Genomic DNA, 14,226 nt, shown 5'->3' on the forward strand with positions numbered 1-14,226 from the left:
CGGGTATAAACGGTTTGGAACGCCGCCGGGACGCCCGTCGGAGCGGCGTCTTCGCGCCCTCACGGTGCGGAGCGCCGGGACCGGTCGCCGGGCGCGACGGACCCTTTTCGGGGAAACACTCAAACCGAATCCGCCGGGATCGTCGGTCGTGTCTCCGATGGCTTCCCCTCCGCTCGATGCCTCGATTCCGGTCGCCGCGCTCGGCGCCGCCCCGTCCGGCGTCCCGGCCGCCCTCCCGCTGACCGCCGGGAGGCTCGCCCTCGCCGGCGCGTTCGTGGGCGGCGGCCTGATGATCCTCGGCGGCATCATCGTATTGGTATACCGCTCGGGCGACGACCGTGTTGACCGCGTCGCCGACGCGCTCGGCAACGACCTCCCCTCCCCGACCGACGCGCCGGTCCGCGAGGACGCCGATGTCCCCTCGTCCACCGGGCTCCACGAGGTCGCCGAACACGACGACGGCGACCCGGTGTACGTCCCCGTGGTCAGGGTCCCGCTCGCGACGGCCGATCCCGGGAAAGACGGCGTCTACCGCCACGCCGCCCGCGCCGCCGCGGCGCTCCACGACGAGTTCGACGACGCCCACGTGCGCGGCTACGACGTGGAGTTCGGCCTCGACGACGGGTCGATCGGCGACGTCGGCCGGACGGTGAAACGCGTCGCCGTGACGCCCGGCCTCGCGGAGCGGCTCCGCGACCCGGACTACGACCACCGCGACCTCCGGAGCGACGTCGAGGCCGGCGACGACGGCGACCCCGGCGTCCCTCCGGTCGACTGGGGCGACGCGGTGAACTACGCGAACGGGAGCGGGGCGGCCGCGGCCGGCGGCGCGGCGGCGGCGTCGGCCGCGGCGACGTAGGGTGCCCCGATCGCGGAAAAAAGCGGTCTACGGGTCGAGCTCGTCGACGTACTCCTCCGGCTCCTCGTCGTCGTCGACGTTCCCGTCCGGCGGGACGAGTTGTCCCGTGTACAGGTAGCTGACGAGGAACATGACGATGAAGCCGACGCCGACCGCGGCCGTCGTCCGCACGACGAACGGGAAGTTGACGAAGTAGAGTGCGCGGTCCGCGATCGCGATGGCGACGGCCGCGGTCACCAGGATCTTCTGCTCGTCGGTCGGGTCGCGGACGAACTCGACCACGTCGTCCTTGAGGTCGCCGAGCAGGCCCATCAGGCGTCACCCCCGCTCGTCGCGGCCGCGTCGGACGCCGCCGCGTGCGCCTCGATCACGCGGCTCACGCGGTCGAGCCCGTCTTCCAGCTCCTCGGTCGGCAGCCCGAATCCGATCCGGAACCGGCCCGGGAAGCCGAACAGGTTCCCGGGCGCGAGGACGACGCTCGCCTCCTCGACGACCGTCCGGCAGAACGCCTCCGCGTCCTCGAAGCCGTCGGGGACCGTCACGAACGCGTTGACGCCGACCGGATCGAGCCAGTCGAGGCCGTGCTCGTCGACCCAGTTCGCGACGCGGTCGCGGTGGTCCGCCGCCAGCTCGCGGTTCTCGGCCAGGATGCGGTCCTCGCGCGCGCCGAGCGCCTGCTTCGCGACGTGTTGGCCGAACAGGCTCGGCGAGATGGTCGTGTAGTCCTTCCACTGCCACGCGCGCTCGACGACGGGCTCCGGGCCGGCGACCCAGCCGAACCGCAGCCCGGCGAGCCCGTACGCCTTCGTGAGGCTCGTGGTCGAGATCCCGTGCGCGCCGTAGCTCGCGACCGGCGGCTGCGGGTCCTCGGCGAGCAGGCGATACACCTCGTCGCAGAGCAGGTAGGCGTCGCGCTCGACCGCCACGTCGTACACCGCCCGCATCGCGGCCTCGTCGTGGTACCGCCCGGTCGGGTTGTTCGGGTTGTTCACGACGATCACGGCGGTGTCGTCGCGGGCCGCGTCGGCGACCGCGTCGGGGTCCAGCTCCCACTCGGGCGGCTCCAGCTCGACGCGCGTCACCTCGCCGAAGGCGTCGGGGACGGCGTGGAGCGCCTGGTACGTCGGCGTGACGACGACCGCGTGGGTGCCGGAGCCGACGCCGGTCTCCCCGCCCTCCCCGTCGACGGCGGCCTCGTCGCCGAGCAGCGAGAGGAACGTCAGGAAGTTCGCCTCTTGGGTGCCGCACGTGAAGAGGACCTCGTCGGCGGACCGGTCGTAGCGGTCGCCGACGGACGCCCGGAACTCGGGGTCGCCGTTCGTCGGGATGACGTAGCCGAGCTTCCCCGGGTCGAGGTCGAACCGACTCGCGTCGAGCGACCGGATGCCGCTTTCGGCCAGCATGATGTCGGCCTCGTGTTCGTGCTCCGCGAACCAGCGTTCGAGGCCGAACGGGTCGATGCGCATGGGCGTACTCGGGGAGGCGCGAGGTTAGGTGCTGTGGTCTCGGGTGCCCGCCCTCGCTCCGAGTCGGGCCGCGATCACCGCAACGACTTTCCTCGCCGATCGCGACAGGGCGACATGGTTCTCAACCGGCAGCGGCTGTTGGGCGCGCTGCTCGTCGCGCTCGCGACGCTCGCGGCGGCCGTGCTGGCGGAGGTGCTGCGAACGGTCGTGTTCGCGGTCACCGTCGCGTACGTCCTCTACCCCCTCCGACAGCGGCTCGTCGGTCGCGGGCTCTCGCGCCGGATCGCGTGCGCCGCCGCCACCGCGGTCGCGTTCGCCGGCGCCGTGCTCCTCGTGGCGCCGCTCCTGTACGCTCTCTACCGCCGGCGGTCGCAGCTGATCGACCTCCTCGAACGGATCCCGGACGCCGTCCCGATCAGCGTCGGCGGGTTCGAGACGGTCGTCGACATCGCGCCGTTCGTCGCGGCCGCCGAGGGGTTCGTGCGGGACGTCGCGCTCGCGCTCGCGGGCGCGGCGCCCGTGCTCGTCTTGGAACTCGTCGTGTTCACCTTCCTCGTGTACGGCATCCTCTACCGGCCGGGAGCCGTCGGCACCGCCGTCTTCGGCGTCCTACCGCCCGAGTACCACGACATCCCGACTCGGCTCCACGAGCGGACCCGGCGGACGCTGTACTCGATCTACGTCCTTCAGGCGGCGACCGCGGCCGGAACGTTCGTCCTCGCGCTCGTGGTGTTCCGCGTCCTCGGCTACGGCTCGCCGGTCCTGTTGGCCGTGATCGCCGGCGTCCTCCAGTTCATCCCAGTCGTCGGGCCGAGCGTCCTCATCGTCGCCCTCGGCGCCGGCGACGTCCTCGTCGGCCAGCCCGGGCGAGCGATCGCCGTGCTGGTGATCGGCCTCGTCGTCGTTGCCTTCGTCCCCGACGCGGTGATCCGGACGCGGCTCGCCGGGTGGACCGGGAAGATATCGCCGGGGCTGTACTTCGTCGGGTTCGTCGGCGGCATCCTCACGCTCGGCGCGGTGGGGGTCATCGTCGGCCCCCTCGTCGTCTCGCTGCTGCTCGAGGTGATCGACATGCTCACCGAACACGGCGCCGAGTCGGGGTCCGCCGCGCACGAACCCGGCTCCGTCGCTCACGAATCCGGGTCCGCCGCGCCCGAGGCCCCCTCCGTCGAGGGGCGCGAGGACTCGTCGGACTGACCGGCGCCCGATCCACGACCCCCCCTCTCCGCCGCCGGTACCGCTTTCCCTCCGCCGACCGTCGTCACGGTATCCGATGCCCCCGACGGATCTCCCCACCGCGGTCGGTGACGCCCCGACGCTCGCTGCGCGACGCCTCGACGACCTCCCCGAGCGCGTGGCCCGCTCGCGGCCGGCGGACGGCGACGACGCCATCGACGTGTTCGCCCCGGCGACCGGCGAGCGGATCGGGCGCGTGCCGGCCTGCGACGCGGACGACGTGGCGGCCGCCGTCGACCGCGCGCGGGACGCGCAGGCCGAGTGGGCCGAGACGCCCGCGGCGGAGCGCGCCCGGGTCGTCGACCGGTTCGGCGACCTCGTCGCGGACCGCCGCGAGGAGCTGCTCGACCTGCTCCAGTTGGAGACGGGCAAGTCCCGGCGCACCGCCGTCGAGGAGCTGTTCGACGTGCCGACCGGCTGCGCGTACGTCGCGAGCGAGGCGCCGGACGCGCTCGCCGAGGAGCGCCGGCGGGGGGTCGCGCCCGGGATCACGACCGCGACGGTTACCCGCGAGCCGGTCGGCGTCGTCGGGGTCATCTCGCCGTGGAACTACCCGCTCACCCTCTCGATGGCGGACGCGATCCCCGCCTTGGCCGCCGGCAACGCGGTCGTGCTCAAGCCCGACGAGAAGACGCCGTTCGGGGCCCTGCTGCTCTCCGAACTGCTGGAGGTCGCCGGCCTCCCGGCGGACCTGTTCCAGGTGGTCACCGGCGAGGGGCCGGAGGTCGGGCCGCCGCTGATCGACGCGGTCGACTACGTCGCGTTCACCGGCAGCACGGCCACCGGCCGGGTCATCGCGGAGCGCGCGGGCCGGAACCTGATCGGCTGCTCGCTGGAGCTCGGCGGCAACAACCCGCTCGTCGTCCTCGGCGACGCCAACGTCGACGAGGCGGCCCGCGGCGCGGTCCAGGCCTGCTTCTCGAACGCGGGCCAGCTCTGCCTCTCCGCCGAGCGGATCTACGTCGTCGAGTCCGCGTACGACGCCTTCCTCGACGCGTTCGTCCGCGAGACCGAGGCGGTAACGCTCGGGACGGGGTACGACTACGACGCCGACCTCGGGTCGCTCGTCGACGACGACCAGCTGGCCCGGGTCGAGTCGCACGTCGAGGACGCCCGCGAGCGCGGCGCCACCGTCGAGACCGGCGGCCGCGCGCGGCCGGACGTCGGGCCCTACTGCTACGAGCCCACCGTCTTGACCGGCGTCGAGCCCGACGCGACCGTCGCCTGCGAGGAGACGTTCGGGCCCGTCGCCGCGGTGACGCCTGTCTCGGACGCCGACGCGGCGATAGCGGCCGCGAACGACTCTCCCTACGGGCTCAACGCGAGCGTCTGGACCGGGGACCGCGAGCGCGGCGCCGAGATCGCCCGGGAGATCGACTGCGGCACGGTGAACGTCAACGACGCGTTCCTCGCCACGTGGGGCGCGGTCGACGCGCCGATGGGCGGGTTCGGCGACTCCGGGCTCGGCCGTCGACACGGGCCGGAGGGGATCCGGCGATACACGGAGACGCGGACGGTGGGCGTCTCGCGGGTCGGCCCGCTGACGTTTCCGGACCGGATCCCGACCGACTGGTTCGTCCGCGGCGCGTTCGCGGCGATGGGGGTCGGGCGGCGAGCGAGCCGCGTGGTCGACGCGGTCAGACGGCGCTTCTCGCGCCGCTGACGGAGCGTATCGAGCCGAGGACCCGGGCCCGAGGCGCCGGCCGCCGCCTCACTCCCCGTCGTCGATCAGGTCGCCGAACACGGAGGCCGCGGTGTCCGGCACGTCGAAGTCGTGGTAGTGCTCGCCCTTCTCGTTCGAGAGGATGTTGAGCGCGGCGGCCGCGCCGTCGCCCGCGGAGATGACCGCCTGCCACTCCTCGGCGCGGGCCATCGCCCCCGTCGCGTAGGCGCCCTCGACGCTGGTCTCCATCGAGACGCCGACGCTGACGGTGTCGTCGTCGTCGAACTCGCAGCCCAGCTCCTCCGCGAGGTCGCGGTTCGCGCCCGTCGCGAGGACGACGTAGTCGGCCTCGTACTCGTCCTCCTCGGTCGTCACGGCGAAGCCGTCGTCGGTCGACTCGACGCCGGTGACCTCCTCGCCCTGGTGGCGGTCGACGCCGAAGTCGTCGACCTGCTGGCGCGCGGTCGCCATGAACTCGCTGCCGCCGACCGAGCCCACGCCGAGGTAGTTGAACAGGTGCGCCTTGTGCATCCACGTCCCGTCCGTGTCGAAGAGGACGGTGTCGAGGCCGTTCTTGCTCGCGAACAGTCCGGCGCTCAGCCCGGCGGGGCCGCCGCCGACGATTACGACATCTGACATGGTCGCTATATCACCGCGCCCGGGCATAAGGGTTGACGGAAGCGGGGATCGACGCGGCGGGCCGAAACGGAGCGGTCGCGGCGTCGACGCGCCGCCCCCAGCGACCCGGACGGTCTACGCCCCGAAATCACCGAGCGAACCGTCGGGAGCGTCGTCATCACCGTCGTCGCCCTCCCGACCGTCGTCTCGGTCGCCCTCCCGGCTGTCGTCCGCTCCCTCGCTCTCCCCGCCGGGCACACCCCACGGGTCGTCCGGGTCGACCGGTTCGACGGCGCGGTCGAGTTCGTCGGCGTCGTATTCGGTGTCCTCGTCGAGGATCATCGCGAGGCGCTGCCAGCGCGCGCTCTGATCGTCCTCGCCCTCCGGCCCGACGCGGGCGCCGTGGGTCTTGAAGAAGCGCGTACCGCGCCCGCGCTTCGACCCCTCTCCGGTGTGGCCGTCGAAGACGGCGTCGAACTTCCCCTCCGGTTCGAGGTCGCCGACCGGGAAGTCGTGGGCCGGCTCCTCGCCGCGCTCGCGGGCCTCGGCGCGGACCTCGGCGACGGCGGAGAAGTAGGCGTCCGCGTTCGACGCCTCGCGGGTCGAGCGGGCGCGGGCGGCCGCGAGCGCGGCGTGGACCGCACAGAGGCGACCCTTCCACGCGTCCGGCTCCCAGCGCTCGGTGGCGAGCTCCTCGTAGCGGTCGATCAGGAGCGCGACCTCGTCGCCCGCGCGGAGGTCCTCGACGACGTAGAGGTTGAGGCGGTCCCAGAGGTTCCAGGCGTATCCGGAGCGGGAAAGCTCCCAGGCCGCCCACGCCGCGACCTCCTCGTCGGAGCGCCGGACCGCCTTCTGGAGGAGGCTGGAGACGACGTACCGGCTGTACCCGCCGTCCGTCTCGTTCGGCTCCTTCTCCTCGCCGAAGTCGTTCTCGCCCGTCGCGTCCGGCGTCGTCTCGGTTTCGAGGCTCCCGTCCGACCCGAACGTCGCCTGTCTGTCGTCGCCGTCGGCCATGCCCCCGCTCCCGCCGCGAGCGACTTAACTGCCGCGCGGCGAGCGTGCCGGGAGCGCGGTCCCGGCGGGCGTTCGCGTCGGTCGATCCGCGCCGCGGTACGGCGGATCACACCTGCGCTGAAAGGGAACCCTTAAGTCGAATCCGGCGGCTATGTTTCGGTAACCGCCCTTAGCTCAGCCTGGTAGAGCAGTCGACTGTAGATCGACTTGTCCCCCGTTCAATTCGGGGAGGGCGGACTCGTTTTCCAGTCGATTCGTTGCCGAACGTGGCTCGGCTCGATTCCGTCCCCGCGAGCGAAGCGAGCGGGGAACAGCGGGGTGACCGCAGCGAGACTCGCGCGTATCAATTCGAGGAGGGCGGACTAAGACAGTCCCCGGAGAGACGCGGCCTCCGAGATTTTCGCGGCGCTCGAATCGCCGAAGGCTTGACCTTGACCACGACGCATAGACCCTGCGAGGATGTCGTTTCCGTCGACGATCGACTGGGACGACCACTGGGAGGCCACGGACCGAGACGGGTTAGACGAGATGCGTGCCGCCGGCGAGCGAACCGTCGACCGCCTAGAGCGGTTCTTCGACGGCTTCCCCGGGTCGCTGGCCGACGTCGGCTGCGGGCCGGCGTTCATGCTGTTCGAGGCCGCCGACCGCCACCCGGACGCCGACCTCTACGGATACGACGCGGCGGCGTCAGTCGTTCGGCGGAACCGATCGATCGCCGCCGAGCGCGAGGTCGACGGCCTGCGCTTCGAGACGGCGCGGCTCCCGGCGTTGGACGTCGACCGCCGGTTCGACTGTGTCACGTGTATCGCGACGCTCCACTACGTCGCGGACGTCCGGTCGGCCCTCGACTCGCTGTACTCCCGCGTCGCGCCCGGCGGACACCTGGTGTTCAACTACCCGAACCGGCACACCAGGCGAATGTACCGGGAGGACCCGGACACCGATCCCGAGCGATTCGAACTCGTGCTCGACGGCGAGAACCTCCTCACGTACGAGGACATCGAGGCCACCCTCTCCCGGAGGCCCCGCAGCTTCTGGAAGGCGGTCGACGAGGACGACTGGCGTTCGATCGGTCGAGTGAACCCCTGCGTGATCGTGAACAAGCCCGAGGGCTGACCCCGGCGGCAGGGGACGGCGCCGTCACCGCCCGACTTTTGCCGACGCCCGGCGACGACCGCGTATGAGCGTTCGCTGGCAGTCGATCGCCGTCGTCGTTCTCCTCGTGCTGGCCGGCTGCGCCGGTGCCCCGGCACCGGACACGGGCTCCGGCTCGCAGCCCACCGCCCTCGACAGCCCGCCCGCCGATCCGGACGGCGTCGATCCCGACGACCCGGCCGACACGGCGTGGACGGGCACCGTCGTGCGCGTCGTCGACGGCGACACGATGGAGGTCGAGTTCCCGAACGGCGAGGTCGACACCGTCCGGCTCCTCGGCGTCGACACGCCCGAGACGAGCGTCGGGTCGACGGCGCCGGGCGAGTTCGAGGGGATCCCGGACACCGACGCCGGTCGCGCGCACCTCGCGACGTGGGGCGGCGAGGCCACGACGTTCGCGGAGTCGGAACTCGCCGGCGAGACGGTCACGGTCGTCACCGGCGGCGACCGCCGCGGCGGGTACGGTCGCCTGCTGGCGGTGCTGTACGTCGACGGCGAGGACTTCAACGAGCGCCTGCTGACGGAGGGGTACGCCCGGCTCTACGACACCGAGTTCGCGAAGCGCGACGCGTACGCGGCCGCCGAGGCGGGCGCGAGGGAGCGCGGCGCCGGCCTCTGGGCGTTCGACGAGGCCGAGTCCTCCGCCGAGACGAGCGAGGTCGACGGCGCGGACCCCCGGACGCTCCCCGGATTCGAGGCCGACGCGACCGCGACCCCTGTGTCGGCGTAACACACTTAAGAGCGCGCTCGGTACGGTGGTGTAGTGGCATCCCGACAGGGCGGGTCGGGGGACGCGGAGCCCCTCGGGCCCGGATCGACGGAGCGTCGGACCGCTTCCACGACCGCCGCCGCGAGCCGGCAGGCAGACGCGCGGCCCCGGTCCCCGCCGGAGTCGCCGGCGCGCCGCCGCGCTCGGGCCGGGCGAACCGATCGGTCCGCGGACTATCGGTCGGTCGACCCGCCGCACGGCGGGGAGGCCGCCGCCCGGACGCCGGAGGACCCGCCGGTCCGGGATCCCTCCCTCTACGCGCTCACCGACCACTTCCGCGAGCGGCTCGAACAGCCCGGTCGGTACGTCTCGACGCGCACCGTGAGCGACGCGATCCGGGAGGGACAACTGCGGTGGAACAGCACCGACGGCTGGCGGTTCGCCCTCGTCGAAGGGGGCGTCCGCTTCGTCGTGGTCGTGAGCGACACCGAGACGAACTCACCGGTCGTCGTCACCGGCTGGACCGAGGTGGCGGACCGCGAGGCCGCGCTCGAAGCGCCGCGGTGGGACGGAGTCGACGTCGACACCATCGCCGTGCGGGCCGCGCTGAGCGAGTCGGCGGCGACGCCGATCCCCGACCGGATCCGCCCCCGGACCGTCACCCGCCCCTTCGAGGTGGGCGAGCACCGCCTCGAAACCGAACCCGGCGAGCCGTTCGTGCGCTGTACCGACTGCGGCTGTCGGTTCCGCTCGAAGGAAGGGATCACGTCGCGGCGGTGTCGGCAGCGCTCGCCGGGGCGGTAGCTGGCAGCACTGTTTCTAACCGGCACCCGAATTTTCACGCGATTCACGGGCGGCCGAGCCGTGCGGTGGCGCGCGCCTCCGAGCGACCGCAGGGCGCGAGGAGCGCGTGCGAGGGAGTCGCGAGCGGTGCGAGGTGCGAGCGAAGCGAGCACCTCGATTGCGAGCGGTGAAACCGCGAGCAGCGAGCGACGAGGCTGGGGAGGCGCCAGGTGTGGTTGCGGTGTGGGGCGGGCCTCACGACCGGGGCCTTGGAGGTGTTTCCGGTCGATCGCCCGCCGGCAACCCATCCCAGTTTCCATGAAGTAGCCGACTCGTCCCGTCGGCTGACGCTATCCATTTCCGCGTCGCGGCCGAAGCGGCGATGATGACCGACGACACCGGCGACGACGCCGGCGACGATTCCAGCGAGAACGACGCTGACGACCTCTCGATAGACCGCTTCCACGAGGCGCTCGAAGCCGAGGAGCGCCCGGTCGCGACCGCGAGCGAGGTCGCCCGCCGGCTCGGCACGACCCAGGCCGCCGCCCGCGACGCGCTCGCCGCGCTCGTCGACCGCGGCGACGTGGACCGGCTGGACGTCGAGGCCGACCCCGTGGTCTTCTACCCGCGCGACTGGGGCGCGCTGGCGAGCCGCGAGCGCGTCGTGGTCTTCCCGAAGCGCCGCGAGATCGTCGTCGACCGGCCCACGCAATACACCCGCGCGCGGCTCTCGCAGTTCGCGAACCTCGTCGACACCACCGGCACCGAACCGGGGACCCGCGGGTACCTCTATCGGATCCGACAGGAGGACGTGTGGGCCGCGCCGTTCGACGACGCCGACGGGCTCGTGGGGGCGCTCCGCTCGGTGCTGCCCCGCCGGTACGACCACCTCGAAGACTGGGTGCGCGACCAGTGGCGGCGCGCGCACCGCTTCCGGCTGTACACCCACGAGGACGAGTACGTCGTCCTCGAAGCCGCCTCGGAGAACCTGATGGGGAACGTCGCGGACCAGCACCTCGACGACGACCACCTCCGCGCGCCCATCTCGGACACGGAGGCGTGGGTCAACGAGGCGGCGGTCGCGGCGGTCAAGCGCGCGCTCTACGACGCCGGCTACCCCGTCGAGGACGACCGCGACCTGGAGACGGGCGACCCCGTCGAGATCGAACTCACGACCGACCTCCGCGATTACCAGGAAACGTGGGTGGAGACGTTCCTCGACCGCAAGTCCGGGGTGTACGTCGGGCCGCCGGGCTCCGGGAAGACCGTCGCCGCGATCGCCACGATCGCCGCGGTCGGGGGCGAGACCCTCATCCTGGTCCCCTCGCGCGAGCTCGCCGAGCAGTGGCGCGAGGAGCTGCTCGACCACTCCACCGTCGATCCCGCCGACATCGGACTCTACCACGGCGGGACGAAGGACGTCCGGCCCGTCACGATCGCGACCTACCAGATCGCCGGGATGGACCGCCACCGCAGCCTCTTCGACTCCCGCGAGTGGGGGCTGATCTGCTTCGACGAGGCCCATCACATCACCGCTCCCGTCTTCTCGCGCTCGGCCGAGCTACAGGCGAAACACCGGCTCGGGCTCTCGGCGACCCCCGTCAGCGAGACCGGCAGCGAGGAGGAGATATACACCCTGATCGGGCAGCCGATCGGCGCCGACTGGGACGCGCTGTTCGAGGCGGGCTTCGTCCAGGAGCCCGAGGTCGAGATCCGTTACGTCCCGTGGCGCGACGAGATGGCCCGCAACGAGTACGCGGCCGCGGACGGCCGGGAGCGCAGACGCCTCGCCGCCGAGAACCCCGCGAAGGTCGAGGAGATCCGCTACCTGCTCGCCGCCCACCGCGACAAGAAGGCGCTCGTCTTCGTCGAGTACCTCGATCAGGGCGAGGCGATCGCCGACGCGCTCGGCGTCCCGTTCGTCAGCGGCGAGACGCCGCACCACGAGCGCGCGGAGCTGTTCCGCCGGTTCCGGGCCGAGCGGGAGGATGACGGATCGGGAGGCGACGACGGCGACCTCGCCGCGCTCGTCGTCTCCCGCGTCGGCGACGAGGGGATCGACCTCCCGAACGCCGAACTCGCGGTCGTCGCGAGCGGGCTCGGGGGGTCCCGGCGACAGGGCTCACAGCGCGCCGGTCGGACGATGCGCCCCTCCGGCTCCGCGCTCGTCTACGTCCTCGCGACGCGGGGATCGAGCGAGGAGGAGTTCGCCCGGCGGCAGATGCGGCACCTCGGCCGGAAGGGCGTCCGCGTCCGCGAGACGAACGTCGCCGAGTGAGTGGACGCACCGCCCCCGGTCGCGCGGTCCCCGTCGGCGTCGAAGGCTTCAACACCCGCTCGGTCGAGTTCGCGGTATGGACGCGGACGAACCCGCCGACGAGACGCACCCGACCGTCGCCGAGGCGGTCGTCGACGCCATGCTCAACCGCGGCGTCGACACCGTCTTCGGTATCCCCGGCAAGCAGACCCTCCCGCTTAACCGGGCGCTCGCCGACCGCGACGCGCGGTTCGTCGTCGCCCGCCACGAGACGGCCGTTCCGCACGAGGCGTGGGGGTACGCCGAGTCGAGCCAGCCGGGCGCGATGGCGGCCACCTGCGTCGTCCCCGGGCCCGGCGACACGAACGCGATGAACGGGCTGAAGAACGCCCTGAACGACTGCGTCCCGCTGCTCCACCTCGCCGTGGAGACCGAGCGGTCGGTCCGCGGCGGCGACGGCATCCACGAGACGCCGCCCGAGACGTACGACACCGTCGTCAAGGAGAACGTCCTCGTCGACTCGCCCGCCGGCGCGGTCCCGGCGGTCGTCGAGGCGATCCGCACCGCGCGCGAACACCCGCAGGGGCCGGTCCGCGTCGGGATCCCGAAAGACGTGCTCGCGGGCCGAACCCCCCAACCGGCCGTCGGCGACCGCGACCCCTCGCCGCCGCCGACCGCTCCCCCGGACGCGGTGCGAGACGCCGCGGACCGCTTGGTCGACGCGGCGTCGCCGGTCGTCCTCGCCGGCGGCGGGGTCAGGCGCTCGGGCGCGAGCGAGGCGCTCCGCTCGGTCGCCGAGAGTCTGGACGCTCCCGTCGTGACGACGTACAAGGGGAAGGGGACCCTGCCGGAGACGCACCCCCTCTCGGCCGGCGTCCTCTGCGGCGGCGCGAGCGCGGACCTCCGCGACCTGCTCGCCTGCGCGGACGTTGGCCTCGTCGTCGGCTCCGACCTCGACGCGGTCGCGACCGCCTCGTGGTCCGTCTCGATGCCGGAGAGGCTGATCCACGTCACGCTCGACGGCGACGACGTGGGGTTCGGCTACGACGCCGACCTCGGCGTCGTCGCCGACGCCGACCGCTTCCTGCGCGACCTCGACGGCGCGCTCGACGAGGTGCGCCCGGCGGCCCGCGAGCGCTCCGGCGCCGCGCGCGCCGAGGCCGTCCGCGCGGCCGACCGCGATCGGTTCGAAGCGCTCTCCGAGGACAGCGGTTCCGACGATCCGCTCCGGTCCGTCGAGGTGCTCTCCGCGGTGCGCGACGCGATACCCGAGGACGCGGTCGTCACCGCCGACGCGGGCGGGTTCCGGCTGTGGACGCTCGTCTCGTTCCCGGCCGCGGGGCCGCGGTCGTACGTCAACCCGGGCTCGTGGGCGACGATGGGGACCGGGCTCCCCTCGGCGATCGGGGCCAAGCTGGCGAACCCGGAGCGCGACGTCGTCGCGCTCACCGGCGACGGGGGGCTCATGATGTGCGTCCACGAGCTCCACACCCTGGCGAGCGAGGGGATCGACGTGACCGTCGTCGCGCTCAACAACGACGACTACGCGATCATCAGCGAGGAGGCGGAGCGCTCCTACGAGTTCCCCGAGGGGAGCTACGGCTGGGCGGAGACCGGCCTCGACCTCGTCGCGGTCGCGTCCGGGATGGGGCTGCCCGCCGAGCGCGTCCGCGACCGCGACGCGGTCGGCGACGCCGTGGAGCGCGCTCGCGAGCGGGATGGACCGGCACTCGTGGAGGTCGTCACCGACCCGGGCGAGCCGCAGGCGAGCGAGTGGATGACCGGGCCTCGCCCCGGCGAATAGCCGCTCCGTTTCACGCCCGGCGTTTCCGAGATCTGAAGCGAACTATATCAGGGTCTACTCCCGACTGCGCGTATGCGCAACCCGTGGGTCCACGACGACGTGCCGGACGACGCCGGCGGCGGTTACGACGGTCCCGTCCGCCTGCTGGCACTGTTCATGTGGGGATCGCTGGCCCTCTTCGTCGGCGGGTTCGTCCTCCTCTCCGGAGCGGGCGTCGTCGACCTCGCCGACGGCGGTTCGCTGGGCGCGGTCGTCACGGGGGTCGTCGCCGCGCTCGCGCTCGCGCTGGCGCTCCCGATCCTGTTGAAGCTGCTCGCGATCTCGCGGGCGCTCGCCCTCCTCGCCTTCCTCGGGACCGGCGCGACGGTCGGTCGCTTCGTGATCGCCCGCGAACCGGAGCAGTTCCGGGCCCTGATCGACGCGCGGGACGCCCTCGCCGAGAACGCCGACTCGATCGGCGGCCTCTTCGACGTCGTCGACTCGATGTCGCCCGCGGCGGTCGACGCCGTGACGACCGCACTCGGAATCACGCCGTCGGTGACCGACGCCGCGACGGTCGTCGTCGACGCCGCGGTGACCGCCCTCGTCGCGGTCCCGGCGGCGTGACCGCGGCTCCCGCGGTCCCTCTATGACCGAGACTCACTCGACCGAATCCCCGAGTC

The 14,226-nt window shown here is 72.7% G+C and carries 13 protein-coding genes and 1 tRNA gene; 10 read left to right on the top strand and 4 right to left on the bottom strand.

All coding sequences use genetic code 11. The annotated features are described in order from the left end of the window. The first annotated feature begins 157 nt into the window (after window positions 1-157). Window positions 158-859: a hypothetical protein gene (locus EXE44_RS03910; RefSeq protein WP_241991787.1), complete on the top strand. Its 702-nt coding sequence runs from the start codon at window positions 158-160 to the stop codon at window positions 857-859. A gap of 27 nt (window positions 860-886) precedes the next feature. Here the strand turns inward: EXE44_RS03910 and EXE44_RS03915 are convergent, their stop codons facing one another. Together EXE44_RS03915 and EXE44_RS03920 are read right to left on the bottom strand one after the other, a co-directional pair. Beyond that, the gene (locus tag EXE44_RS03915; RefSeq protein WP_137716042.1) at window positions 887-1,171 is read right to left on the bottom strand and encodes a hypothetical protein; all 285 of its coding nucleotides are present in this window, start codon (window positions 1,169-1,171) and stop codon (window positions 887-889) included. After that, window positions 1,171-2,325: an aminotransferase class I/II-fold pyridoxal phosphate-dependent enzyme gene (locus EXE44_RS03920; RefSeq protein WP_137716043.1), complete on the bottom strand. Its 1,155-nt coding sequence runs from the start codon at window positions 2,323-2,325 to the stop codon at window positions 1,171-1,173. Before EXE44_RS03920 ends, EXE44_RS03915 begins: the two co-directional genes overlap by 1 nt. Before the next feature lie 114 nt (window positions 2,326-2,439). Here EXE44_RS03920 and EXE44_RS03925 point away from each other — a divergent pair, with 114 nt between their 5' ends. Continuing rightward, the gene (locus EXE44_RS03925; protein WP_241991788.1) at window positions 2,440-3,522 is read left to right on the top strand and encodes an AI-2E family transporter; all 1,083 of its coding nucleotides are present in this window, start codon (window positions 2,440-2,442) and stop codon (window positions 3,520-3,522) included. A 76-nt stretch (window positions 3,523-3,598) separates the two neighbouring features. Beyond that, complete coding sequence (locus tag EXE44_RS03930) at window positions 3,599-5,224, top strand: succinic semialdehyde dehydrogenase (RefSeq protein ID WP_137716044.1); 1,626 nt, start codon at window positions 3,599-3,601, stop codon at window positions 5,222-5,224. A 48-nt stretch (window positions 5,225-5,272) separates the two neighbouring features. On the opposite strand, the gene EXE44_RS03935 is transcribed toward EXE44_RS03930, so the two are convergent. Both EXE44_RS03935 and EXE44_RS03940 read right to left on the bottom strand, forming a co-directional pair. Next, the gene (locus EXE44_RS03935) at window positions 5,273-5,863 is read right to left on the bottom strand and encodes an NAD(P)/FAD-dependent oxidoreductase (RefSeq protein ID WP_137716045.1); all 591 of its coding nucleotides are present in this window, start codon (window positions 5,861-5,863) and stop codon (window positions 5,273-5,275) included. Window positions 5,864-5,977: 114 nt separating this feature from the next. Next, entirely contained in the window at window positions 5,978-6,856 is an 879-nt protein-coding gene (locus EXE44_RS03940) for a hypothetical protein (protein WP_137716046.1), read from the bottom strand. Window positions 6,857-7,019: 163 nt separating this feature from the next. Here EXE44_RS03940 and EXE44_RS03945 point away from each other — a divergent pair. From EXE44_RS03945 to EXE44_RS03975, 7 genes are all read left to right on the top strand, one after another. Further along, window positions 7,020-7,093 (top strand) — tRNA-Tyr (locus EXE44_RS03945). A gap of 222 nt (window positions 7,094-7,315) precedes the next feature. Further along, window positions 7,316-7,972, top strand: a complete 657-nt coding sequence (locus tag EXE44_RS03950) for a trans-aconitate 2-methyltransferase (RefSeq protein ID WP_137716047.1) — start codon at window positions 7,316-7,318, stop codon at window positions 7,970-7,972. A gap of 64 nt (window positions 7,973-8,036) precedes the next feature. Beyond that, on the top strand, window positions 8,037-8,741 hold the full coding sequence (locus tag EXE44_RS03955) for a thermonuclease family protein (RefSeq protein ID WP_137716048.1): 705 nt from the start codon (window positions 8,037-8,039) through the stop codon (window positions 8,739-8,741). A 33-nt stretch (window positions 8,742-8,774) separates the two neighbouring features. Continuing rightward, the gene (locus tag EXE44_RS03960) at window positions 8,775-9,524 is read left to right on the top strand and encodes a hypothetical protein (protein WP_137716049.1); all 750 of its coding nucleotides are present in this window, start codon (window positions 8,775-8,777) and stop codon (window positions 9,522-9,524) included. A 364-nt stretch (window positions 9,525-9,888) separates the two neighbouring features. Beyond that, window positions 9,889-11,781 carry a DEAD/DEAH box helicase gene (locus tag EXE44_RS03965; RefSeq protein ID WP_137716050.1) on the top strand — a complete coding sequence of 631 codons (1,893 nt, stop codon included), beginning with the start codon at window positions 9,889-9,891 and terminating at the stop codon, window positions 11,779-11,781. A gap of 76 nt (window positions 11,782-11,857) precedes the next feature. Continuing rightward, window positions 11,858-13,564, top strand: a complete 1,707-nt coding sequence (locus EXE44_RS03970) for a thiamine pyrophosphate-binding protein (protein ID WP_137716051.1) — start codon at window positions 11,858-11,860, stop codon at window positions 13,562-13,564. 72 nt (window positions 13,565-13,636) lie between these two features. Further along, window positions 13,637-14,170 carry a hypothetical protein gene (locus EXE44_RS03975; RefSeq protein ID WP_137716052.1) on the top strand — a complete coding sequence of 178 codons (534 nt, stop codon included), beginning with the start codon at window positions 13,637-13,639 and terminating at the stop codon, window positions 14,168-14,170. Window positions 14,171-14,226: the final 56 nt, after the last annotated feature.

Origin of the sequence: Halorubrum sp. SS7, assembly GCF_005435055.1 — an archaeon.
Classification (GTDB): Archaea; Halobacteriota; Halobacteria; order Halobacteriales; family Haloferacaceae; genus Halorubrum; species Halorubrum salinarum.

Excerpts from the sequence above, each read along its gene's own strand:
- EXE44_RS03910 (WP_241991787.1), top strand. The coding sequence starts at position 158 with ATGGCTTCCCCTCCGCTCGATGCCTCGATTCCGGTCGCCGCGCTCGGC.
- EXE44_RS03915 (WP_137716042.1), bottom strand. The coding sequence starts at position 1,171 with ATGGGCCTGCTCGGCGACCTCAAGGACGACGTGGTCGAGTTCGTCCGC.
- EXE44_RS03920 (WP_137716043.1), bottom strand. The coding sequence starts at position 2,325 with ATGCGCATCGACCCGTTCGGCCTCGAACGCTGGTTCGCGGAGCACGAA.
- EXE44_RS03925 (WP_241991788.1), top strand. The coding sequence starts at position 2,440 with ATGGTTCTCAACCGGCAGCGGCTGTTGGGCGCGCTGCTCGTCGCGCTC.
- EXE44_RS03930 (WP_137716044.1), top strand. The coding sequence starts at position 3,599 with ATGCCCCCGACGGATCTCCCCACCGCGGTCGGTGACGCCCCGACGCTC.
- EXE44_RS03935 (WP_137716045.1), bottom strand. The coding sequence starts at position 5,863 with ATGTCAGATGTCGTAATCGTCGGCGGCGGCCCCGCCGGGCTGAGCGCC.
- EXE44_RS03940 (WP_137716046.1), bottom strand. The coding sequence starts at position 6,856 with ATGGCCGACGGCGACGACAGACAGGCGACGTTCGGGTCGGACGGGAGC.
- EXE44_RS03950 (WP_137716047.1), top strand. The coding sequence starts at position 7,316 with ATGTCGTTTCCGTCGACGATCGACTGGGACGACCACTGGGAGGCCACG.
- EXE44_RS03955 (WP_137716048.1), top strand. The coding sequence starts at position 8,037 with ATGAGCGTTCGCTGGCAGTCGATCGCCGTCGTCGTTCTCCTCGTGCTG.
- EXE44_RS03965 (WP_137716050.1), top strand. The coding sequence starts at position 9,889 with ATGACCGACGACACCGGCGACGACGCCGGCGACGATTCCAGCGAGAAC.
- EXE44_RS03970 (WP_137716051.1), top strand. The coding sequence starts at position 11,858 with ATGGACGCGGACGAACCCGCCGACGAGACGCACCCGACCGTCGCCGAG.
- EXE44_RS03975 (WP_137716052.1), top strand. The coding sequence starts at position 13,637 with ATGCGCAACCCGTGGGTCCACGACGACGTGCCGGACGACGCCGGCGGC.